We start from the raw sequence: 22,540 nt of genomic DNA on the forward strand, positions 1-22,540 counted from the left end.
AGGGGCGGTGACCGACAGGACTGGCCTACTGATGAGCACGCCGGGGAACGGATCTGTCCTCGAACGCGTACGCGGCCTCGTGCGGGAGGTCGCCAAGTTCGGGGCGGTCGGCGGTCTGGGTGTGCTGGTCAACCTGGGTGTCTTCAACCTGATCCGCAACACGACCGAGCTCCAGGTGGTCCGCGCGAGCGTGATAGCCACCGTCGTGGCCATCGCCACCAACTACCTGGGCTTCCGCTACTTCGCCTACCGGGACCGCGCGCAGAGCGGCCGCACCCGCGAGCTGAGCCTGTTCGTGGCCTTCAGCGTGGTGGGGCTGGTCATCGAGAACGGCGTGCTCTACACGGCCACCTACGGCTTCGGCTGGGACGGCCCGGTCGCGAGCAACGTCTTCAAGTTCATCGGCATCGGCGTCGCCACCGTCTTCCGCTTCTGGTCGTACCGGACCTGGGTCTTCAAGGCCCTGCCCGTGCCGGTGCCCGTACCGGTCGCCGTGGCCGGTTCGGCCGCCGTGGCCTCGTCGCCCGCCGAGCCGATGCCCGAGCCGGCGCCGCTGCCCAAGCCGGAGCGCACGCCCGAGCCGGTGCCCGAGCCGGAGCCTGCGCCCGCCGGCAACTAGCGGGTCCGCGGGCCTAGCGCACGGTGGTCTGCGGCTCCGAGCGTTGCGGCGCCGTCCGGCTGAGGAACAGCGCGAACACCGGGGGCTTCGTCTGGAGCAGCTCCAGGCGCCCGCCGTCCGCCTCCGCGAGGTCCCGGGCGACCGCGAGTCCGATCCCGGTGGAGTTGCGGCCGCTGATGGCCCGCTCGAAGATCCGGTTGCCGAGGTCCGGCGGGACCCCGGGGCCCTCGTCCGTCACCTCCAGCACCGCCTGGTTGCCGATCACCCGGGTGCGGATCGCGACCGTGCCGCCCCCGTGCATCAGGGCGTTCTCCACGAGGGTGGCCAGGACCTGGGAGACCGCTCCCGGGGTGCCCACCGCCCGTACGCCCTGCTTGCCGGAGCGCACGATGGCCCGGCCGGCGCTGCGGTAGGCCGGCCGCCACTCCTCCACCTGCTGTTTGACGACCTCGTCCAGGTCGAAGGGGACCGCCGAGCCCGTCCGGGGGTCCCGCGAGTTCGTGAGCAGCCGCTGCACCACGTCAGTGAGCCGCTCCACCTGGGTGAGCGCGATCGTGGCCTCCTCCCGCACGGTGTCCAGGTCGTCGGTGACCGTGATCTCCTCCAGGCGCATGGACAGCGCCGTCAGCGGGGTGCGCAGCTGGTGGGAGGCGTCGGCGGCCAGGCGCCGCTCGGCCGTGAGCATCCGGCCGATCCGCTCGGCGCTGGAGTCCAGTACGTCCGCGACGCGGTCGAGCTCGGGGACCCCGTAGCGCCGGTGCCGGGGGCGCGGGTCGCCCGATCCGAGCCGCTCGGCCGTCTCGGCCAGGTCGGTGAGGGGCGAGGCCAGCCGGTTCGCCTGGCGTACGGCGAGCAGTACGGCCGCCACGACGGCCAGCAGCGCCACCGCGCCGACCACGGCCAGGGTCCGGCCGACCTCCTTGGTGACGGTCGAGCGGGATTCCTCGACGGTCACGACCTCGCCCTGTTCGCCGCGGGCGGTGCCCCGGATGACGCTGTCGGGGATCGCGGCGCCCACCTCGACGGCCGGCTGGCCGGGGATCGTGATCCGCGCGTAGTGGCCGGCGTCCAGCTGTTCGGCGAGGCGGACGGGGTCGACGGGCTTCTTCTCCAGCACGTTCGCCTCGACGATGCCCACCAGCCGCAGCGCCTCGGACTCGATCCGGTCCTGGGCGCTGCTGGTGATCGTCCGGGTCTCCACGATGACGAGGGAGACCCCGAAGACGGCGATCACGACGAGCACCACGGCGAGCGTGGAGTTGATCAGGCGGCGGCGCATGGCTCTGAGGATGCCTTAGGGAGGGGGCTCAGCTCTTCTCGAAGCGGAAGCCGACGCCCCGGACGGTGGCGATGTAGCGGGGGTTGGCGGCGTCGTCGCCGAGCTTCTTGCGCAGCCAGGAGATGTGCATGTCGAGGGTCTTGGTGGAGGACCACCAGGTGGTGTCCCAGACCTCGCGCATGAGCTGGTCGCGGGTGACGACCCGGCCCGCGTCGCGCACCAGGACCCGCAGGAGGTCGAACTCCTTGGCCGTGAGCTGGAGCTCCTCCTCCCCCATCCAGGCGCGGTGCGATTCGACGTCGATCCGCACGCCGTGGGTGGCGGGGGCCTGGGCGTTGTCGGCGGCGCCGCGCCGGAGCAGGGCCCGGACCCGGGCGAGCAGCTCGGCCAGCCGGAAGGGCTTGGTCACGTAGTCGTCGGCGCCGGCGTCCAGGCCGACGACCGTGTCGACCTCGTCCGCGCGTGCGGTGAGGACCAGGATCGGGAAGCCGTGGCCCTCCGCGCGCAGCCGCCGGGCGACCTCCAGCCCGTCCATGCCCGGCAGGCCCAGGTCCAGGACGACGAGGTCGACGCCGCCCTGCAGTCCCGCGTCCAGCGCGGTGGGGCCGTCCTCCCGTACCTCGACCTCGTACCCCTCCCGGCGCAGTGCGCGGGCCAGGGGTTCCGAGATGGATGCGTCGTCCTCGGCGAGCAGTACACGCGTCATGTGGGTGATGGTAGTCCGCGGTGACCGGATCGATAGGCCTGCCGTCAAGACCCTCTCGATCTGGGCTTATGAACTACTAAGCGCCTTCGAATATGGTCGAACGGTTCCCTGCTCGCCTGTGATCCATCTCTCAAGTACGTTCAAATGCCACTGTGTCGTGTCGTATGGTGGCGAGACGCCTGATGCACTACCTCGGGGACCTTTGTGCCGAAAAGCGAGCCAAGGGTCTCCCTTTCTGTCCTGACCGGCCACGCAGTCCCGTCGGACTGACCTGTCCGGGCTTGATGACAGTGAATGACCTATGGGCCGGGCCCCTCGCGCATCCCGCGCGAGCGGCGTGGATCCCGGGTACGGATGTTCCTTCGCTCCCACCCCACGGGGGCGAGACCCCTGGGCGTGGGGTGGGAGGTCCGTCGCCGGTGCCGGCCACCCCCCACCGGGCGCGAATGAGCTCACAAGGCGTAGCGTCCCGAGCAAGCAAGGATCGACCATGGCTTCCAGCCTGACGAAGGACCCGGCGGATTCCTCCGCCGAGAAGACCTTCTTCGGACACCCCCGTGGCCTGGCCACTCTGTTCATGACCGAGATGTGGGAGCGCTTCTCCTACTACGGCATGCGCGCACTTCTCGTCGTCTACATCCTGTCCGGCGGCCCCGACGCCGAGGCGGGCAGCCAGGCCGGCGGCCTCGCCATGCGGACCGCCGTCGCGACGGCGATCTACTCCGTCTACGTGGCCATGGTGTACCTCATGGCCCTGCCCGGCGGCTGGTTCGGCGACCGCGTCTGGGGTGCCCGCAAGACGGTCACCATCGCGGGCGGCGTGATCATGGCGGGCCACTTCGCGCTCGCCGTTCCGGGCCAGGCGATGTTCTTCGTCGGCCTCGCGCTGGTGGCGGTCGGTTCCGGCCTCCTGAAGGCCAACATCTCCACGATGGTCGGCCACCTCTACGACGGTCCGCAGGACCCCCGCCGTGACAGTGGCTTCACGCTCTTCTACGTGGGCATCAACCTCGGCGCCTTCGTGGCCCCGCTCGCCATCGGCACGGTCGGCCAGACCGTCAACTGGCACCTGGGCTTCGCCATGGCCGGTCTGGGCATGGCGCTGGGTCTGGGCCAGTTCCTCATGGGCACCAAGCACCTGAGCGCCACGAGCAGCCTGGTCCCGAACCCGCTCTCCGTCCAGGAGCGCAACGCGGTCATCGTCCGGCTGGCGGCGGCCGTCGGCATCATCGCCGTCTTCTACGCGGTCGTGGCCTTCGCGGGCATGTTCACGCTGAACTGGGCCATGATCCCGCTGACGATCGCGGGTCTGCTGATCCCGATCGGCGTGCTGGCCCGCATCAAGCGCGACAAGGACCTCTCGGCGCCCGAGCAGTCGAAGATGACCGGCTACATCTGGTTCTTCGTCGCCGCCGCCGTCTTCTGGATGATCTACGACCAGGGTGGTTCCACGCTGGCCGCGTTCGCCGAGACCAAGTCCGCGAACACGCTCTTCGGCTTCGACTTCCCGTCGACCTGGTTCCAGTCGCTGAACCCGCTCTTCGTGATGTCCCTGGCCCCGGTCTTCGCCTGGCTGTGGATCTGGCTGGCGCGCAAGAACCAGGAGCCGACGACCATCGTGAAGTTCGCGATGGCCCTGGTCCTGGTCGGCGGCTCGTTCTTCGTCTTCGTCGTGCCGATGGGCATGGCGGGCGACGGCGGCAAGGTCAGCCCGATGTGGCTCGTCTCGATCTACATGATCCAGACGATCGCCGAGCTGTGCCTGTCCCCGGTGGGTCTGTCCGTCACCACGAAGATGGCTCCGCAGAAGTACGCGAGCCAGATGATGGGTGTCTGGTTCCTCGCGGTCACCGCGGGTGACTGCACCACCAGCCTCCTGTCGATCGCCGGTGTCGACCTGAACGGCACCACGATCATCGCGGCGCAGGCCGCGCTGGCGGCGCTCGCGGGCTTCGCGATCTACATGTACCGCAAGAAGGTCCAGACGATGATGGGCGACGTCCACTGACGCACCCCCTTCACGCGGGACGGCCCGGCACACCGAAAGGCGTGCCGGGCCGTCCCGTTTTCCCGCGTACGGGAGGTGCCGCTCCGGGCGCCGCTGCCTGGTGCCGCTACCGGGTGCCGCGCAGGCGGCGCCACGGGGTGAAGGTGAACACCGCGCCGCCGAGCAGGATCACCGTGCCGGCGACCAGGGCCAGGGCCTTGATGCCGCCCTCGTCCTGCGCCCCGGTCTCGGCGAGGCCGCCCGAGGTGGTGCTGCCGGTGGTGGAGGTCGAGGAGCCGGAGCCGCCCGCCTGCGCGGTGGTGTCCAGCTCCAGCGAGACGCCGCTGCTGGTCGCCTTGCAGGGGACGTTGATCGGTGTGGCGCCCGGGGCCATCGTGACGTCGATCGTCAGCTGGTCCGGGCTCAGCGTGACCTTGCCGGTCTTGCCCGGCTTGTAGGTGCCGGTCATGTCGCTGAGGCTGACCGGGGCCTTGTCGGGGATCGGCTCCGCGTTGGCCGGGCCGGCGACCTTGACCGTGCCGCTGTCCGCCCCGCCGAGCTTGACGGCCATCGAGGGCTTGAGGGCTCCCGCGGGCAGGGCCATGGGCGCGGCCATCGCGCCCTTGGCGGTCTTGACCGTCAGGTCGTAGCTGCCGCCGTTCTTCTTGGCGTTGATCGTGACCGGGGTCTTGATGCCGCCCGGCACGACCGGCCCGCAGTCGAAGGCCACCTCGACGGCCTTGCCCGGGAAGTCGGTCTGGCCGCCGCCTCCGCCGGTGGTGCCTCCGGTTGTCCCGCCGGAGGTCGTACCGCCGGTGGTCGTACCGCCCGAGGTCGTGCCGCCGGTCGTGGTGCCGCCCGAGGTCGTACCGCCGGTGGTGGTGCCGCCGTTCGTCGTCCCGCCGGTGGAGCCGGCGGACACGTCGATGGTGGCCCCGCCCTTCACCTCACCCGTCGGCGCGCACTTGGTGACGAAGGTGCCGAAGGAGAAGGTGACGGCGACCTCGTACTTGCCGGGCGTCAGGGTGATCTTGCCGGCCTTGGTGAGCTTCAGCTTTCCCTTCATGGTCGACATCTGCATGGGGGCCTTCTTGGGGATCGGCGGGTTCTTCTTCTCCCCGACGACCTTCAGCTCGCCGCCCCCGCCGCCCACCGTGATCCAGCCGGTGGGCTGCACCGAGTCCTTCGGGATGTCCATCAGGTCCGTGTTGTTCGAGGCCGGTTTGACCGTCTCCCAGGACACGTCGACCTCGTCACCGACCTTGGCCGTGGCCGGGGCCGTCACCTTGGCGGTGGTCTCGCCCTCCACCGGGTCGCCGCCGCCGGCCGGCGGCACGCACTTGACCTTGTACGTGGCGTCCGCGGCCTGAGCGGGAGAAGCCGCTGTGGCAAGGCCCGCGCCGCCGAGCAGCAGCGCGACCACGGCCGCGCTCACCCTCCGTTGGGTCTTCACTGGTGTCCCTTCGTCGTCGAACGGTTCTCAGACGGTGCGGACGTCTGTGGTGCTGTCTCCGGCGCGCTGTCCGGGGTGAACCACGGCAGGACCGCCGTGGGGGTCTCAGGGGGCCCGGCCGCCTGCTCCGGGCGGGCGGGCGCGCCGGCCCGCAGGGCGGACAGCCGGGGCAGCCGGGCAGTGACGGCCGATGCCTCCTCGGCGGGCCGGGCTCCGCGGTGGCGGCCCGCCGCGGGCACCCGGCGGGGCCGGACCCGGTCGACGACGGCCATGCCGATACGGAAGAGCGCGGCCGGGATCACCAGCAGGAGCAGACCCCAGAAGAGCAACACTCCGTACGGCCGGTCCACTCCCCAGGGCTGGGTGGCCATGACGGTCTCGCCGTACTTGAGGGAGATCGTGTAGTCCCCGTACGCGCCCGCGGCGAGGCTGACGTCGAGCGCGATCTCCGCCTTGCCCCCCGGCGGGATGGTGCCCTTCCAGCGGACCTCCTCCCACAGCGGGGCGAACACCCCGTGGGCGGTGCCGAGCTGGAAGACCGGGTCCTTGACCGGGGCCGAGCCGAGGTTGCCGACGGTGACCTTGAACCTGCGGCCGGGCGGCGCGCCGAACCAGGTCAGCACCCCGTCCTCGCCCTCCAGCCGGACCCCGGTGAGCAGGGCGAGGCGGGCCGTGCCGGAGGCGGCGGGCAGCTCGGCCACCGGGTGGCCGGTGATCTTCAGGGGTGCGGAGACGGTGGACTGGTCGCCGTTGACGGAGGTCACGTTGACGACGCAGGGGCAGGGCTTGGGCGGTGCCACCACCGCCAGGGAGCCGGTGAAGTGCCCGTCGTCGCCGACCGAGACGGCCGCGCCGTCGGCGTTGGCGCAGCTGTTGGTGCCGCCGATCATGTTCTGCCCGCAGACCAGCAGCATCACCAGGGTCTTGGGGCGCCAGCCGGTTCCGGTGACGGTGATCTCGGTGCCGGGGCCGGCCTCCTGGAGCGAGAGCGCCGCGGTGGGCTTGCCCTCGTCGGCGGCGGCCGGGGCCGCGGGCAGCAGCGCGAGGGCCGCGGCCGCCAGTACCACCAGTACCGCCAGCGCCGTCGCGGCGAACCGCTCGATCCTGCCGCTCACCTGGCTGCTCCCGTCAGTTCGTGGTCCGCCGCGGCTTCGCTCCCCGGATCGGGCCGCTCCCCGTCACCCGGTCCGGGCCCGGGCGCGCCGCCGCCCCGGAGCCGCCGTCGCCGTACGAGGAACAGTGCGGCCACCGCGCCGCCGCCGAGCAGGAGCAGGCCGGCCCCCGCCCACCCGGCGCCCGGCCGGGGCGTGAACCAGGCCGCGGCGGAGCCCGTGGCCGGGGCCGCGCCCGGGGCGGTGACCGTGAGGGTGAAGGCGACCCGGTCCAGGGCGGGGGCCGCGGGCCAGGGTTCGGTCAGCCGGACCCGCCGGCCCGGGAGCAGCTCGACGGGCAGGGGCCGGGGGGCGCCTGCCCGCTCCCGGCCGAAGGTCCCCTCGGCCCTGACCGCGAGCTCGGGGGCGAGCGCCACGTTGCCCCGGTTGACCAGGGTGTACGCGACCCGCGCGGCGGCGCCCCGGCCGTGCACGGCGACGTCCTCGACGGTGAGCGCGGCCAGCGTGGGGCCGCTGACCCGCAGGTGGACCCGTACGCCCACCTCTCGGCCCGCCTCGGTGGCGACCACGGCGGCGGGGTGGTCTCCGGGCGGGGAGGAGGGCGGCACGGTGACCGTGAAGGGGACCACCGCGCGGGTGCGGGGCGGGACCGTCACGGTGGCGCCCGCGCCGAAGCTGATCCAGGCGCCGGCGCCGGGGCCCTCGGCGGTGTCCGCGTCGCTTGTGACCGGGGGCCGCCCCGGCCGCACCGCGAAGGCGCCGTCGGCGGTGTTGTAGGCGTCGGCGCCGCGCAGGGTGACGGTGTGCGCCCGGTCGCTGGTGTTGGCGAGGGCCAGGCGGTCCTCCAGTACGGTGCCCGCGTCGCCCGCGAGGTAGAAGTACGGGCGGGCGGCCCCGGATCCGGCCACGGGCTCGGCGGTCCAGCCCGGCTCGTCGGCGGCCGCGCCGTACGCGCCGTACGCGGGGGCCGCCGGGGTCGCGTACAGCGCGGCGGTGGTCAGCAGGAGGACACCGGCGCGCTTGAGGGCGGGGAGCAGCACGTGCATGGCCGGGGGCGCTCCGTTCAGGACCGGGCCCGCTGGCCGCGCCGGGTCAGCCAGAGCACGCCGGCGGCGCCGGAGAGCAGCACGGTGCCGCCGAGGGTGCCGAGGGCGAGGGCGGAGTCGGCCGGTCCGGTCTGCGGGAGGGTGTCGCCCCCGGCGCCGCCCTGAGTGGCGCCCCCGGACTGCGTACCGCCGCCGCCGGCGGCCGTCACGTCCAGTTCGAGGGACGGACCGGGGCTGTTGCCGGGGGTGCAGGTGGTCGTGGTGCCCATCGCCTTGATGGTGAGCACCCCGGCGGTGAAGGTGACCTTGCCGCTCTTCTTGGGCGTGTAGGTGCCCGAGAGGTCGGTGATCTTGATGGGCGTGTCGGCGGGCGCGGCCTCGGGGTTGGGCGGACCGGAGACCGGCACCGACACCTTCTCGGCGCCGCCGACGAGGATCACGGCGCTGGGGCTCATCGCGCCCTTGCCGAGCTCGATGGGGCTGGAGGAGACGCCCTTCTGGAAGGACATCGTGAGCTTGTAGGCGTCGCCGTCCTTGACGGCCTTGATGTCGATGGGCGAGACCGCCGACTTGTCCCCGATCGGGGTCTTGCAGTCGTAGGCGACGTCGACGACGGCGGCCTGGGCCGCGGGCGCGGCCAGCAGGACCGCCGGTCCGGCCGCCAGCGCGGAGGCCAGCGCGAGCGCGGTGGAGCGTTTCCGGTCGGACACCTTCGTCTTCCCCTCGGACCACAGATAACTGACGACACATCAGATGAGTGGCTCAAGGTACGCCCGGGCCCTTACGGAGGGAAGACAAAGGACGGGCCGGGATCGCCCGTTCGTCAGTGGACGCGCAGACCCTTCTGCCACACGGCGGAAACGAGCGGGACGCCGGGGCGGTAGGCCAGGTGGACGTGGCTCGGGGCGTCCAGCAGGGCCAGGTCGGCGCGGGCGCCGGGGGTGACGACGCCGACGTCGGTGCGGCGCAGGGCTCGGGCCCCACCGGCGGTGGCCGACCAGAGGGCCTCGTCGGGGGTCATCCCCATGTCGCGGACGGCGAGCGCGATGCAGAACGGCATGGAACTGGTGTAGGAGGAGCCGGGGTTGCAGTCCGTGGACAGGGCGACGGTCGCACCCGCGTCGATCAGGCGCCGGGCGTCGGGCCACTGGGCGCGGGTGGAGAACTCGGCGCCGGGCAGCAGGGTCGCCACCGTGGTCGCGGCCGCCTGGGCCAGGGCGTCCACGTCGGCGTCGGTGAGGTGGGTGCAGTGGTCGGCGGAAGCGGCTTCGAGCTCGACGGCGAGCTGCACGCCGGGGCCGTGGGAGAGCTGGTTGGCGTGGACGCGCGGGATCAGCCCGGCGGCGGCGCCCGCGGTGAGGATCGTACGGGCCTGGTCGCCGTCGAAGGCGCCCTTCTCGCAGAAGACGTCGACCCAGCGGGCGTACGGGGCGCAGGCCTCCAGCATCTCGCCGGTGACGAGGTCGACGTAGCCGGCCGGGTCGTCGGCGTAGTCCGGGGAGACGATGTGCGCGCCGAGGTAGGTGACCTCCTCGGTGTGCGCGGCGGCGATGCGCAGGGCGCGGGCCTCGTCGGCGACGGTGAGGCCGTAGCCGGACTTGGTCTCGAAGGTGGTGGTGCCCTGGCGGCGGGCCTCGTGGAGGTGGCGCAGCAGGTTGGCTTCGAGCTCGGCGTCGGTGGCGGCGCGGGTGGCGGCGACGGTGGTGCGGATGCCTCCGGCGGAGTAGCTGCGGCCGGACATGCGGGCGTTGAACTCGGCGGTGCGGTCGCCGGCGAAGACGAGGTGCGAGTGGGAGTCGACGAAGCCGGGGATGACGGCGCGGCCGTCGGCGTCGAAGGTCTCGTCCGCGCCCGGGGCCTTGGCGGCGGGGCCGACCCAGGCGATCTTGTCGTCCTCGATGACGATCGCCGCGTTCTGGAGGAGGCCGAGGGGGCCCTCACCCAGGGCGGGGTCGTTGGTGACGAGGCTGCCGATGTTGGTGATTGCGGTGGTGGTCATGGTTCCTCGCGATCGTCGAGTTCCTGGGGCTCCGCCCCAGACCCCGCTCTTCAAACGCCGGAGGGGCTGAACTTGCAGCCTCGCCGGCGATGGAGGCGCGGGGGTCCGGGGGCGGAGCCCTCGGGGTGGAAGGGCCCGCCGCAGGCGCCCGTCAGGCGCGGAGGGCCGCGATGGTCTCGGCCAGGGCCGACGGGACGTCGGGGACCAGGGTGTGGGCGCCGTCGCGGACGACGTGGCGGCCGCCGACCACCGTGTGGCGGACGTCGGCGGCGGAGGCGGCGAAGACCGCCGTCTCCGCGCCCAGCCGCGCCACCGGCCCCGCCGTGCGGACGGAGTCCAGGGCGATCGTGGTGAAGTCCGCGAGCGCGCCCGCCTCCAGGCGGCCCGCCTCGTCCCAGCCCAGCGCCGCGTGTCCGTCGGCGGTGGCCGCCCGCAGCAGCGCCGCGGCCGTCCAGTGGCCCCGCGTACGGCTGGCCAGGCGCTCGTTGAGCTCCATCGCGCGGGCCTCTTCGAGCAGGTCGATCACCGCGTGGCTGTCGCTGCCCAGCGACAGCGGGCTGCCGGCCCGCTGGAGCCGCACGGCCGGGCCGATCCCGTCGGCGAGGTCGCGTTCGGTGGTGGGGCACATGCAGGTGCCGGTCGCGGCGCCGCCCAGGAGGGCGATGTCGGTGTCCGTGAGGTGCGTGTTGTGGACGCCGGTGGTGCGAGGGCCGAGCACCCCGTGGTCGGCCAGGAGCTCGGTCGGGGTGCGGCCGTGCGCAGCCCGGCAGGCGTCGTTCTCCGCGGTCTGCTCGGAGAGGTGGACGTGCAGGGGGGCCCTGCGGTCGTGGGCCCACTGCGCGACGGTGGCGAGCTGGTCCGCGGGGACGGCCCGTACGGAGTGGATCGCGGCGCCGATCCGGGCGTGCTCGCGCCCCTTGAGCGCGGAGACCCGCTCGGCCCAGGCCTCGGCGGTGCCGTCGCTGAAGCGCAGCTGGTGGTGGTTGGGGGGCTCTCCGAAACCGGCCGAGAGGTAGGCCGTGTCCAGGAGGGTGATGCGGATGCCGGCTTCGGCGGCGGCCGCGATCAGGGCCTCGCCCATGGCGTTGGGGTCCGCGTAGGGGGCGCCGCCGGGGGCGTGGTGCACGTAGTGGAACTCGCCGACGGCCGTGATGCCGGCCAGCGCCATCTCCGCGTACACGGCCCGGGCGAGCGCGAAGTACGCGTCCGGGGTGAGGTTCTGGGCGACGGAGTACATGACCTCGCGCCAGGTCCAGAAGGTGCCGGAGCCCACCTGGACCGTGCCGCGCAGGGCCCGGTGGAAGGCGTGGGAGTGCGCGTTGGCCAGGCCGGGGAGCGTCAGCCCGCGCAGCACCTCGGCGCCCGGCGGCGGGCCCGCGGTCCCGGTCGCGAGCGAGGCGATCCGCCCGTCGGCGGACACCTCCAGGGCGACGCCCGGCTCGACGTGCGTGTCGAGCCAGGCGTGCTCCAGCCAGTACGTCGTCGTCACCGGCACGCGAGTCCTTCCAGTACGTCGGCGAGGGCGAGGACGCCGGCCACGCAGTCGTCCTCGGCGGCGAACTCCCGCGGGGAGTGGGAGACGCCGGTCGGGTTCCGTACGAACAGCATCGCGGTCGGGACGGCCGCGGAGAGGATTCCGGCGTCGTGTCCCGCCCCGGTGCCCAGGACGGGGACGGCCCCGCCCAGGATCCGGTTGAGCTCGTCGCGCAGGGCGTGCTCGAACTCGACGACCGGGGTGAAGGACTCCCGGACGATCGCGAGGTCGATGCCGTCCTGGTCGGCGCGCTCGCGCGCGGCCTTCTCGATGGCGGTGACGACCGTGTCGAGGGTGGCCTGGTCGGCGGCGCGGGAGTCGAGCCAGCCGCGCACCAGGGACGGGATGGCGTTGACCCCGTTGGGCTCGACGGAGATCTTCCCGAAGGTGGCGACGGCACCGGCGAGGGCCGCCTCCGTACGGGCGGCCAGGACGGTCGCCGCGTACGTGAGCATCGGGTCGCGGCGGTCGACCAGACGGGTGGTGCCCGCGTGGTTGGCCTCGCCGTGGAAGTCGAACCGCCAGCGGCCGTGCGGCCAGATAGCGGAGGCGATGCCGACCCGGTCCCCGGACAGGTCCAGGGCACGGCCCTGTTCCACGTGCAGCTCGACGAAGGCGCCGATGCGGCCCAGGCGTTCGGGGTCGGCCCCGATGGCGTCCGGGTCGTAGCCGGCGGCCTCCATGGCCTGGGGCAGGCTGATGCCGTCGGCGTCGCGCAGCTCGTACGCCTTCTCCTTGGTCAGCTGCCCGGCGGCGAGCCGGGAGCCGACGCAGGCGAGGCCGAAGCGGGCGCCTTCCTCGTCACCGAAGTTGGTGATGGCCAGCGGCCTGGAGAACTCCGCGCCCCTCCTGCGGAGTTCGTCCAGGGCCGCGAAGGAGGACACCACGCCGAGGGGGCCGTCGAAGGCCCCGCCGTCGGGGACGGAGTCCAGGTGCGAGCCGGTGACCACGGCGTCCCCCGCGAGGGGGTCGCCGAGCCAGGCCCACTGGTTGCCGTTGCGGTCGGTCTCGTACGTCAGCCCGCGGGCCTCGGCCTGTGCCTGGAACCAGGTCCGGCAGTCGGCGTCGGCGCCGCTCCAGGCGTAGCGGCGGTAGCCGCCGCTGCCCGCGTCCTTGCCGATGGGTGCGAGCTCGGCCCACATGTCGTGGAAGGTCACGCGGAGTCGCCCTCGCGCATGGGGACGCGGACGCCGCGCTCGTCGGCGACCGACTCGGCGATGTCGTATCCGGCGTCGACGTGGCGGATGACGCCCATGCCCGGGTCGTTGGTCAGGACGCGGCGGATCTTCTCGCCGGCCAGCGGGGTGCCGTCGGCGACGGTGACCTGGCCCGCGTGGATGGAGCGGCCCATGCCGACGCCGCCGCCGTGGTGGATGGAGACCCAGGAGGCGCCGGAGGCCACGTTGACCATGGCGTTGAGCAGCGGCCAGTCGGCGATGGCGTCGGAGCCGTCGAGCATGGCCTCGGTCTCGCGGTACGGGGAGGCCACCGAGCCGCAGTCGAGGTGGTCGCGGCCGATGACGAGCGGCGCGGCGAGGGTGCCGTCGGCCACCATCTCGTTGAAGCGCTCGCCGGCCTTGTCGCGCTCGCCGTAGCCGAGCCAGCAGATGCGCGCGGGCAGGCCCTGGAAGTGGACCCGCTCGCCGGCCATCTTGATCCAGCGGTGCAGGGACTCGTTCTCCGGGAAGAGCTCCAGCATCGCCTTGTCGGTCTTGTGGATGTCCGAGGCCTCGCCCGAGAGCGCCGCCCAGCGGAAGGGGCCCTTGCCCTCGCAGAAGAGCGGGCGGATGTAGGCGGGGACGAAGCCGGGGAAGGCGAAGGCGCGGTCGTAGCCGGCCAGCTGGGCCTCGCCGCGGATGGAGTTGCCGTAGTCGAAGACCTCGGCGCCGGCGTCCATGAAGCCGACCATGGCCTCGACGTGCTTGGCCATGGACTCGCGGGCGCGGGTGGTGAAGCCGGCCGGGTCCTTGGCGGCGTAGGAGGCCATGTCCTCGAAGTCGACGCCGGTCGGCAGGTAGGCCAGCGGGTCGTGGGCGGAGGTCTGGTCCGTCACGATGTCGATCGGCGCGCCCTCGGCCAGCATCTGCGGGAGCAGGTCGGCGGCGTTGCCGAGGAGGCCGATGGAGAGCGGCTTGCGGGCGTCGCGGGCCTCGACGGCGAGCTGGAGCGCGTGGCGCAGGTCGTTCGCCTTGACGTCCAGGTAGCGGTGCTCGATGCGGCGCTCGATGGCGCGCGGGTCGACGTCGATGCAGATCGCGACGCCGTCGTTCATCGTCACGGCCAGCGGCTGGGCGCCGCCCATGCCGCCGAGGCCGGCGGTGAGGGTGATCGTGCCGGCCAGGGTGCCGCCGAACTTCTTGGCGGCGACGGCGGCGAAGGTCTCGTAGGTGCCCTGGAGGATGCCCTGGGTGCCGATGTAGATCCACGAACCGGCCGTCATCTGGCCGTACATGGTCAGGCCGAGGTTCTCCAGGCGGCGGAACTCCTCCCAGTTGGCCCAGTCGCCGACGAGGTTGGAGTTGGCGAGCAGGACGCGCGGCGCCCACTCGTGGGTCTGCATCACGCCCACCGGGCGGCCGGACTGGACGAGCATCGTCTCGTCCTGCTTGAGGGTCTGGAGGGTGCGGACCATCGCGTCGTACGAGCGCCAGTCGCGCGCGGCCTTGCCGGTGCCGCCGTAGACGACGAGCTTGTCGGGGTGCTCGGCGACCTCGGGGTCGAGGTTGTTCTGGAGCATCCGCAGCGCGGCCTCCTGCTGCCATCCCAGGGTGCTGAGCTCGGTGCCTCGCGCGGCACGTACGGGGCGGGGTCCTGACATGGCGGTGCCTCCTCCGATGTTGGTCAATCTATTCACATCCTCGCGTCCTGAATAGATTCAGTCAACACCTGCGCGCGGCCCCGTCGGATGATGGGATGGCGGACATGGCTGCCACCACGCACGCGGGAGAGCACGAGGGAGGGCGCGCGGGAGGGGGCGCCGCCGCGCGCCGGGACCTGGCCGTACGCGCCGCCGTCGAGCAGGGGCTGCTGGACGCCGACCCGCTGGCCTGCCTGTTGGACGTCGCCGGGATCCGGGCCTCCGCCGCCGCCCTGACCAGCGCTTTCGCGGACGCCGTGGCACCGGGCACCCCCGTCCTGCACGCCTTCGCGGTCAAGGCGGCCCCCCTCGTGCCGGTGCTGCGGCTGCTCGCCGACGCCGGGCTCGGCTGCGAGGTGGCCAGCCCCGGCGAGCTGGCGCTGGCCCGGGCCGCGGGCGTCCCCGCCGCGCGGACGGTCCTGGACTCCCCCGCGAAGACGGCGGCCGAGCTGCGGGAGGCCCTGGCCCTGGGCATCGCCCTCAACGCCGACAACGCGCAGGAGCTGGCCCGCCTCGACGCGCTCGTCGGCTCGGGCCCCGCGCCGGCCCCGATCGGGATCCGGATCAACCCGCAGACGGGCGCGGGGACCATCGGCGCCCTGTCCACGGCCACGGCCACCTCGAAGTTCGGCGTGGCCCTGCGCGATCCGGGCGCGCGCGAGTGGCTCGTGCGGGCCTACCGGGAGCGGCCCTGGCTCACCCGCCTGCACGTCCACTCGGGCTCCCAGGGCCTGCCGCTGCCCCTCATCGCGGAAGGCGTACGGGAGCTGCACGCACTGGCCGAGGAGATCAACGCGGCGGCCGGGCGCCGCCAGGTCGACACCCTCGACATCGGCGGCGGCCTGCCGGTGAACTTCACCTCGGACGAGCAGACCCCGACGTACGCGCAGTACGTGGCCGCGCTGCGCGAGGCGGCCCCCGGGCTCCTCGACGGCTCGTACGGGATCGTCACGGAGTTCGGCCGGTCCCTGCTCGCCAAGAACGGCCTGGTCCTGGCGCGGGTCGAGTACACCAAGACCAGCGGGGGCCGCCCGATCGCCCTGACCCACGCCGGGGTCCAACTGGCGACCCGCACCGCCTACGCCCCGGCGGCCTGGCCGGTGCGGATCCTGCCGTACGACGCGAAGGGCGCCCCGAAGACCGGCGACCCGGTGGCCCAGGACGTCGCGGGCCCGGCCTGCTTCGCGGGGGACCTCCTCGCGACGGCCCGGGAGCTGCCGCGACTCGTTCCCGGCGACCTGATCGGTGTGCCGGACACGGGCGCGTACTTCTTCACCGCCCACTACGGCTACAACAGCCTGCCGCGCCCGGCGGTGTACGGCTTCACCGTGAGTTCGGCGGGGGTGCGCTTCAGCCTGGTGCGGCCGGCACAGGACACGTCCGCGATCGTCGCGGAGGCGGGCGGCGCGTTCCGCGACGCCTTGCTGTAGCCCACCGCCGCGCGGAGCCCTTCGCCCCTCAACCCAGCCCCGCCGGCGCTTGAGGCGCGGGGTCCGGGGCCGAGCCCCAGGAAGCGGGCCCGCGGGCGGGCGGCGGCCTCAGGGGGCCGACACCGTGGCCGCCAGGGCCGGGGCCAGGCCCTGCACGAGGTCGTCCGGGGTCAGCGAGACGACCCCCGGCAGGCGCAGCAGATAGCGGGCCAGGGCCAGCCCCAGCAGCTGGGCGGAGACCAGGCCGGCCACCCGCTCGGCCCGCTCGTCCCGCGTCCCGGCCCTGCGCACCCGCCTGGCCACCGAGCTGGCCGAGCTCGACTACCGCTGAGCGGCCTACTCCACGAACAGCCCGCGCGCGGCGGCCCGCGCGTCGAAGGCCTCCAGCCGGGCCTGCGCGTCCGGCAGGGCGTCCGCCATCGCCTCCAACAGCACCCGCCCCAGCAGCATCGGCGCGCACGCCGTGTCGAAGGCCAGCCCGGTCCCGACCGGCGCCGGAATCAGCAGGTCCGAGTGGCGGGCCACCGGCGCGAAGGCCGAGTCCGCGACCGTCACCACGGTCAGCCCGGCCCCACGCGAGCGCTCCAGGGTCTCCACGAGCTCGCGGGGGTAGCGCGGCAGCGCGAAGCACAGGAGCGCCGTGGCCCCCTCGTACAGGGCGGCGTCGATCCGGTCCTCCATCATGGAGCCGCCCTCGTCGAGCAGGCGTACGTCCGGATGCACCTTGGCGGCGAAGTACGCGAACCCGCGCGCCTGCGAGGACGCCGCCCGCAGTCCCAGCACCGGCAGCGGGCTCGACGCCGCGAGCAGCCGCCCCGCCTCCTGGACCGGCGCGGGATCGGCGAGCATCACGGACAGCCGGCGCAGGTTCTCGATCTCCCCCTGGACCGCCTGCTGGTACTCGTTGTACGCGTCCTCGTGCCCGCCGCCCGCCCGCTCGGCGGGAGCGACCTCGCGCAGGTGGCGGCGCAGCGCGGGGTACCCGTCGAAGCCCAGCGCCACGGCGAACCGGGTCACGGAAGGCTGGCTCACCCCGGCCAGCTCGGCGAGCTCCACGCTCGACAGGAAGGGCACGTCCGCCGCCCCGCGCACCATGCAGTGCGCGATCCGCCGCTGGGTCGGCGTCAGCCGGTGCCCCTCGAACAGCTTCTGCAGCCGCGCTGCCGGGCTGTCACTCATGGCGCCCCTCCGTCCCGGTGAATTATTCAGTCACGGAGCACTCTGCATGCGGTTATGCAGCGGGGGCAAGCCGCGCCCGCGATCCGAATACGGGGGCTAGCCCCCGTGCCCGGCCGTCGGGCGGTTCCTACCGTGGGGGCATGGACGCCCACGCCCAAGAGCTGAAGAAGGAACTCGACGCCACGATGGACGCCCGGCGGGAGCTGGGGCCGGAGTACGAGGCCGCGCTGGTGGACTCGTTCGTCGAGAAGGTCGACACCCAGGTCCGGCGCCGGCTCGCGGAGCAACGCCTGGCCGCCGCGCGCGGCGCGGCCGGTCCCGCCGCGGCGGAGGGGAACTTCGGCGAACGCTTCGGCTTCGCCATCGTCACGCTGGTGCTGGCGATCCCGCTGTCGGCCATCGCCGCCGCGCAGGCCCACCTGTCGGGGCTGGTGGTGGCCTGGGCCGGGATCGTGGGCGTGAACCTCATCCACGCCGGCCGCCTCCGGCGGGGGTCCGCCGAGTAGGCCCGCCGCGGCGGGCCCGGAACACGCGGAGGTTTGGCGCGGGGACCGCCGCACCCTCGGTCGCCCGAGGGGCGGGACGACGGCGGTCCCCGCGAAGGACACGGCCGGGTCAGGGCCGTCCGCGTCCGTGGCGTCCGCACGCTCCGGGAGCCGCTCCGGAGGTGCGCGAACGCCGTTCGGTGGTGTCGGCCGGAGTCCGGTCTCCCGGGCCTCCCTGCCGACAACCACCACTGTGCCGGAGCCGTGTTAAGCGGGTGCTGCCGTCACGTGACGGGCCCGTACCGATTGCGCGTCGCCCGCGTGCGGCCCCGTAACGGCTACGCGCCCCGTACCGGCTACTTGGCGGACTTCGCCAGGAACGCCAGCAGGTCCTGACGGCTCACCACGCCGGTCGGCTTGCCCTCGACCAGCACGATCGCCGCGTCCGCCTCGCCGAGCACCGACATCAGCTCGGACACCGGCTCGCCGGAGCCGACCTGCGGCAGCGGCGCGCTCATGTGCTTCTCCAGCGGGTCGTTCAGGGAGGCCCGCTGCGCGAACAGCGCCGACAGCAGCTCCTTCTCGACCACCGAGCCGATGACCTCGGCCGCCATCACGTCGGGGTGACCGGCGCCCGGCTTGACGATCGGCATCTGCGAGACGCCGTACTCGCGCAGGACCTCGATCGCCTCGCCCACGGTCTCCTCGGGGTGCATGTGGACGAGGGAGGGGATGCCGCCCTCCTTGTCGGCGAGCACGTCACCGATGCGCGCGGACGGGCCGGCCTCCTCCAGGAAGCCGTGGCTCGCCATCCACTCGTCGCTGAAGATCTTGCTGAGGTAGCCGCGGCCGCTGTCCGGGAGCAGGACGACGACCACGTCGTCCGGGCCCAGGCCCTCGGCGGCCTTGAGCGCGGCCACGACGGCCATGCCGCAGGAGCCGCCGACGAGGAGGCCCTCCTCCTTCGCCAGCCGGCGGGTCATCTGGAAGGAGTCCTTGTCGGACACCGCGATGATCTCGTCGGTGACGTTGGGGTCGTAGGCGGTCGGCCAGAAGTCCTCGCCGACGCCCTCGACGAGGTAGGGACGGCCCGAGCCGCCCGAGTAGACCGAGCCCTCCGGGTCGGCGCCGATGACCTTGACCTTGCCGCCGCTGACCTCCTTGAGGTAGTTGCCGGTACCGGAGATCGTGCCGCCCGTGCCCACGCCCGCGACGAAGTGGGTGATCTTCCCGTCCGTCTGCTCCCAGAGCTCGGGGCCCGTGGTCTCGTAGTGCGAACGGGGGTTGTTCGGGTTGCTGTACTGGTCGGGCTTCCAGGCGCCGGGCTCGCGCGCGAGGCGGTCGGACACGTTGTAGTACGAGTCCGGGTGCTCGGGGTCGACGGCGGTCGGGCAGACCACGACCTCGGCGCCGTACGCGCGCATGACGTTGATCTTGTCCATCGACACCTTGTCAGGGCAGACGAAGATGCACTTGTAGCCCTTCTGCTGGGCCACGATGGCGAGTCCTACACCCGTGTTGCCGCTGGTCGGCTCCACGATGGTGCCACCGGGCTTGAGGGCTCCGCTCTGCTCGGCGGCCTCGATCATCCGTACGGCGATCCGGTCCTTGACGGATCCACCGGGATTGAAGTATTCGACCTTCGCAAGGACGGTGGCCTGGAGGCCTTCGGTCACACGGTTGAGCTTCACCAGCGGGGTGTTGCCGACGAGGCTGATCATCGAGTCGTGGAATTGCACCATGTTCTCCAAGGAGGGGACTCCACGGGTTCTCCGGGAGGTCCGGCCAGAGTATGCGGAAAGGGATTGGCCGACCGTGCGTACGGGGCAGGTAGGGGGTGTCCGGCGGATCAGGGCCGAAAGGCCCGGGTCGCCTGGCGCCGTGGATCGCAAGGCGGAGGAGGGAGTCGATGCGGAGCATCGGCGACCGACGAGAACGCGGCGAGGCGCGGTGCCAGGCGACCCGGGCCCGGCCGTGATCCGCCGGACACCCCCTAGGGATCAACGAGGACCGAGGAGGTGGCCTGAAGGGTGTCCAGGGCGAGAACGGCCCGCCGGATCGCGGCGGGGGCAGCGTACGGCGGGGGCGGACTCGGACTGGTCGGGGCCGCCGCGGTGGGACTGGTGCTGGCGGAGATGCAGTTCGCCAAGCGGACGGTGGGCACGGGCCTGCCGGACCCGCCGCGCGCGGACGGGCTGTACGGGAGCGAGTTCGGCGGACCGGAGCAGAGCCCGGGCCCGCTGCACCTGGGCATGCTGGGCGACTCGACGGCCGCGGGGCTGGGGGTGCGGCGGGCCCGGCAGACTCCGGCGGCCCTGCTGGCCTCGGGGCTGGCGGCGGTGGCCGAGCGGCCGGTGCAACTGCGCAACGTGGCCCTGTCGGGGGCCATGTCCGACGATCTCGACCGGCAGGTGGGGCTGCTGCTGGATGACGGCGCGCCCGCTCCGCACGTGTGCGTGATCATGATCGGCGCGAACGACGTGACGCGCCGGATGCCGCCCACCCAGTCCGTGCGGCTGCTGACCTCGGCCGTACGGCGGCTGCGGCTGGCCGGCTCCGAGGTCGTCGTGGGCACCTGCCCGGACCTGGGCACGATCGAGCCGGTGTACCAGCCGCTGCGGTGGCTGGCCCGCCGGGTCTCGCGCCAGCTGGCCGCCGCCCAGACCATAGGAGTGGTCGCGCTGGGCGCCCGTACGGTCTCGATGGGGGACCTGCTGGGCCCGGAGTTCGCCGCGAACCCCCGCGAGATGTTCGGCCCGGACTCCTACCACCCGTCGGCGGAGGGGTACGCGACCGCCGCCATGGCCGTGCTGCCGACGCTGTGCGCGGCCCTGGGCCTGTGGCCGGAGTCCGACCGGCTGGACGTGTCCCGCGACGAGGACATCCTCCCGGTGGCCAAGGCCGCCTCGGCCGCCGCGGGCCAGGCGGGCACGGAGGTCACGGCCGCCCGCGGCCCGTGGGTCCTCCTCAAACACCGCCGCCGCCGCCGCGTCCAGGCCGAAGACCTCCCCACCCCACCCCACCCGGGCCCGGACACGGCCTCAACAGGCTCCAGCCCCGCCGGCGTTTGAGACGCGGGGGTCAGGGGCCGGAGCCCCCACATCCAGCCCCGCCGGCGCTTGAGGCGCGGGGCCCAGCGCCGCAGCCCCCACATCCAGCCCCGCCGGCGTTTGAGGCGCGGGGGCGCGGGGGCGGAGCCCCCGCAACGGCGCCGCACCAGCGGCAGACTGGAAGCCGCGGGCACCGCCACGGGACCCGCCACCCCCGCGGGAGCGACCGGCATCACACCGCACCCCCGGTGACCTGGACCGTACGGGGCGGTAACTTCGCTTGCGGTCCCGCTTAGAGCCGCAACACACCCTTGGAGTCCCGATGCCCGAAGCCGTCATCGTTTCCACCGCCCGCTCCCCCATCGGGCGGGCCTTCAAGGGGTCCCTCAAGGACGTCCGCCCGGACGACCTGACCGCGACGATCATCCAGGCCGCCCTCGCCAAGGTCCCCGAGCTGGACCCCCGCGAGATCGACGACCTGATGCTCGGCTGCGGCCTGCCCGGCGGCGAGCAGGGCCACAACCTCGCCCGCATCGTCGCGGTGCAGATGGGCATGGACTACCTGCCGGGCGCCACCATCACCCGGTACTGCTCCTCCTCGCTCCAGACCTCCCGCATGGCCCTGCACGCCATCAAGGCGGGCGAGGGCGACGTCTTCATCTCCGCGGGCGTCGAGATGGTCTCCCGCTCGGTGAAGGGCTCCTCCGACGGCCTGCCGGACACCCACAACCCGCTCTTCGCGGACGCGGAGGCCCGTACGGCCGCCGTCGCGCAGAGCGAGGGCGCGTCCTGGCACGACCCGCGCGAGGACGGCCTGATCCCCGACGCGTACATCGCGATGGGGCAGACCGCCGAGAACCTGGCCCGCCTCAAGGGCGTGACCCGTCAGGACATGGACGAGTTCGGCGTCCGCTCCCAGAACCTCGCCGAAGAGGCCATCAAGAACGGCTTCTGGGCCCGCGAGATCACCCCGGTCACCACCCCCGACGGCACGGTCGTCTCCACCGACGACGGCCCGCGCGCCGGCGTGACCCTGGAGGGCGTGCAGGGCCTCAAGCCCGTCTTCCGCCCCGACGGTCTCGTCACGGCCGCCAACTGCTGCCCGCTCAACGACGGCGCCGCGGCCCTGGTCATCATGAGCGACACCAAGGCCCGCGAGCTGGGCCTGACCCCGCTGGCCCGGATCGTCTCCACCGGCGTCACCGGCCTGTCCCCCGAGATCATGGGCCTGGGCCCGGTCGAGGCCTCGAAGCAGGCCCTGAAGCGCGCCGGGCTGACGGTCGGCGACATCGACCTCTTCGAGATCAACGAGGCCTTCGCGGCCCAGGTCATCCCGTCGTACCGGGACCTGGAGATCCCGCTGGACAAGCTCAACGTCAACGGCGGGGCCATCGCCGTCGGTCACCCGTTCGGGATGACCGGTGCCCGCATCACCGGCACCCTGATCAACAGCCTGCAGTTCCACGACAAGCAGTTCGGCCTCGAAACCATGTGCGTCGGCGGCGGCCAGGGCATGGCGATGGTCATCGAGCGCCTCAGCTAGGTCCCGCACGGCCCAGTCGCCGCAAGGGATCCGGCGCGCTCCCTTGCGGCGTACTGACGCGGGGTCTAATCCCTTCGCGGCCTACCTGTGACCGAATCTCCCCCAGGATGTGACCTATGTCCTGGGGGATCGGCATTCCCGCAGGTCACTGGCAGTACAGGGGGGACGGGTGTGACGAAAGACCTGTCCAATTCGTGACGTAATGCACTGCACGCCATTCCCAGGTCGGGAGACTCTGATGTAGGAAGTCGGGGGATCGAA

19 protein-coding genes are annotated in these 22,540 nt (G+C 73.0%); 6 read left to right on the plus strand and 13 right to left on the minus strand.

Features of this window, described 5'->3' with window-relative positions; translation table 11 throughout:
• Window positions 1-31: 31 nt before the first annotated feature.
• The gene (locus ACF059_RS23825; RefSeq protein ID WP_392060431.1) at window positions 32-619 is read left to right on the plus strand and encodes a GtrA family protein; all 588 of its coding nucleotides are present in this window, start codon (window positions 32-34) and stop codon (window positions 617-619) included.
• Between the two features lie 13 nt (window positions 620-632).
• Here ACF059_RS23825 and ACF059_RS23830 read toward each other — a convergent pair whose 3' ends face one another.
• Together ACF059_RS23830 and ACF059_RS23835 are read right to left on the minus strand one after the other, a co-directional pair.
• On the minus strand, window positions 633-1,898 hold the full coding sequence (locus ACF059_RS23830; protein ID WP_392060435.1) for an ATP-binding protein: 1,266 nt from the start codon (window positions 1,896-1,898) through the stop codon (window positions 633-635).
• 28 nt (window positions 1,899-1,926) lie between these two features.
• The gene (locus ACF059_RS23835; protein ID WP_360891605.1) at window positions 1,927-2,604 is read right to left on the minus strand and encodes a response regulator transcription factor; all 678 of its coding nucleotides are present in this window, start codon (window positions 2,602-2,604) and stop codon (window positions 1,927-1,929) included.
• A 490-nt stretch (window positions 2,605-3,094) separates the two neighbouring features.
• Here ACF059_RS23835 and ACF059_RS23840 point away from each other — a divergent pair, with 490 nt between their 5' ends.
• On the plus strand, window positions 3,095-4,612 hold the full coding sequence (locus ACF059_RS23840; RefSeq protein ID WP_366865539.1) for an oligopeptide:H+ symporter: 1,518 nt from the start codon (window positions 3,095-3,097) through the stop codon (window positions 4,610-4,612).
• A 106-nt stretch (window positions 4,613-4,718) separates the two neighbouring features.
• On the opposite strand, the gene ACF059_RS23845 is transcribed toward ACF059_RS23840, so the two are convergent.
• The 8 genes from ACF059_RS23845 to hutU form a co-directional block, all read right to left on the minus strand.
• Window positions 4,719-6,044, minus strand: coding sequence for a hypothetical protein (locus ACF059_RS23845; RefSeq protein WP_392060438.1), 1,326 nt, complete (start codon window positions 6,042-6,044; stop codon window positions 4,719-4,721).
• Window positions 6,041-7,159 carry a hypothetical protein gene (locus ACF059_RS23850; RefSeq protein WP_392060441.1) on the minus strand — a complete coding sequence of 373 codons (1,119 nt, stop codon included), beginning with the start codon at window positions 7,157-7,159 and terminating at the stop codon, window positions 6,041-6,043. Before ACF059_RS23850 ends, ACF059_RS23845 begins: the two co-directional genes overlap by 4 nt.
• Window positions 7,156-8,202, minus strand: coding sequence for a hypothetical protein (locus tag ACF059_RS23855; RefSeq protein ID WP_392060445.1), 1,047 nt, complete (start codon window positions 8,200-8,202; stop codon window positions 7,156-7,158). The genes ACF059_RS23850 and ACF059_RS23855 overlap by 4 nt, the downstream gene beginning before the upstream one ends.
• Before the next feature lie 17 nt (window positions 8,203-8,219).
• A complete protein-coding gene (locus ACF059_RS23860; protein WP_392060448.1) occupies window positions 8,220-8,912 on the minus strand; it encodes an LPXTG cell wall anchor domain-containing protein in 693 nt (230 codons plus the stop codon).
• A 113-nt stretch (window positions 8,913-9,025) separates the two neighbouring features.
• The gene (hutI, locus tag ACF059_RS23865) at window positions 9,026-10,201 is read right to left on the minus strand and encodes an imidazolonepropionase (protein ID WP_392060451.1); all 1,176 of its coding nucleotides are present in this window, start codon (window positions 10,199-10,201) and stop codon (window positions 9,026-9,028) included.
• Between the two features lie 151 nt (window positions 10,202-10,352).
• A complete protein-coding gene (locus tag ACF059_RS23870; protein WP_392060454.1) occupies window positions 10,353-11,690 on the minus strand; it encodes a formimidoylglutamate deiminase in 1,338 nt (445 codons plus the stop codon).
• The gene (locus ACF059_RS23875; protein ID WP_366865778.1) at window positions 11,687-12,877 is read right to left on the minus strand and encodes an allantoate amidohydrolase; all 1,191 of its coding nucleotides are present in this window, start codon (window positions 12,875-12,877) and stop codon (window positions 11,687-11,689) included. The genes ACF059_RS23870 and ACF059_RS23875 overlap by 4 nt, the downstream gene beginning before the upstream one ends.
• 11 nt (window positions 12,878-12,888) lie before the next feature.
• A complete protein-coding gene (gene hutU / locus ACF059_RS23880) occupies window positions 12,889-14,553 on the minus strand; it encodes a urocanate hydratase (protein ID WP_392060457.1) in 1,665 nt (554 codons plus the stop codon).
• 104 nt (window positions 14,554-14,657) lie between these two features.
• Here hutU and ACF059_RS23885 point away from each other — a divergent pair, with 104 nt between their 5' ends.
• Window positions 14,658-16,022: a diaminopimelate decarboxylase gene (locus tag ACF059_RS23885; RefSeq protein ID WP_392060460.1), complete on the plus strand. Its 1,365-nt coding sequence runs from the start codon at window positions 14,658-14,660 to the stop codon at window positions 16,020-16,022.
• A 108-nt stretch (window positions 16,023-16,130) separates the two neighbouring features.
• Here the strand turns inward: ACF059_RS23885 and ACF059_RS23890 are convergent, their stop codons facing one another.
• Window positions 16,131-16,325 (minus strand): hypothetical protein, encoded by a 195-nt coding sequence (locus ACF059_RS23890; protein WP_392060464.1) that lies wholly within the window; start codon window positions 16,323-16,325, stop codon window positions 16,131-16,133.
• Between the two features lie 33 nt (window positions 16,326-16,358).
• Complete coding sequence (locus tag ACF059_RS23895) at window positions 16,359-17,201, minus strand: MurR/RpiR family transcriptional regulator (RefSeq protein WP_366865546.1); 843 nt, start codon at window positions 17,199-17,201, stop codon at window positions 16,359-16,361.
• A gap of 140 nt (window positions 17,202-17,341) precedes the next feature.
• On the opposite strand from ACF059_RS23895, the gene ACF059_RS23900 reads away from it, so the two are divergent.
• Window positions 17,342-17,707: a hypothetical protein gene (locus tag ACF059_RS23900; protein ID WP_366865547.1), complete on the plus strand. Its 366-nt coding sequence runs from the start codon at window positions 17,342-17,344 to the stop codon at window positions 17,705-17,707.
• A gap of 335 nt (window positions 17,708-18,042) precedes the next feature.
• On the opposite strand, the gene ACF059_RS23905 is transcribed toward ACF059_RS23900, so the two are convergent.
• Window positions 18,043-19,425: a cystathionine beta-synthase gene (locus ACF059_RS23905; RefSeq protein ID WP_361944071.1), complete on the minus strand. Its 1,383-nt coding sequence runs from the start codon at window positions 19,423-19,425 to the stop codon at window positions 18,043-18,045.
• Between the two features lie 291 nt (window positions 19,426-19,716).
• On the opposite strand from ACF059_RS23905, the gene ACF059_RS23910 reads away from it, so the two are divergent.
• Both ACF059_RS23910 and ACF059_RS23915 read left to right on the plus strand, forming a co-directional pair.
• Window positions 19,717-20,757, plus strand: coding sequence for an SGNH/GDSL hydrolase family protein (locus tag ACF059_RS23910; protein ID WP_392060467.1), 1,041 nt, complete (start codon window positions 19,717-19,719; stop codon window positions 20,755-20,757).
• Between the two features lie 301 nt (window positions 20,758-21,058).
• Window positions 21,059-22,279 carry an acetyl-CoA C-acetyltransferase gene (locus ACF059_RS23915; protein WP_361944035.1) on the plus strand — a complete coding sequence of 407 codons (1,221 nt, stop codon included), beginning with the start codon at window positions 21,059-21,061 and terminating at the stop codon, window positions 22,277-22,279.
• Window positions 22,280-22,540 lie beyond the last annotated feature (261 nt).

This window comes from Streptomyces sp. NPDC016562, assembly GCF_043076955.1.
Taxonomy (GTDB): domain Bacteria; phylum Actinomycetota; class Actinomycetes; order Streptomycetales; family Streptomycetaceae; genus Streptomyces.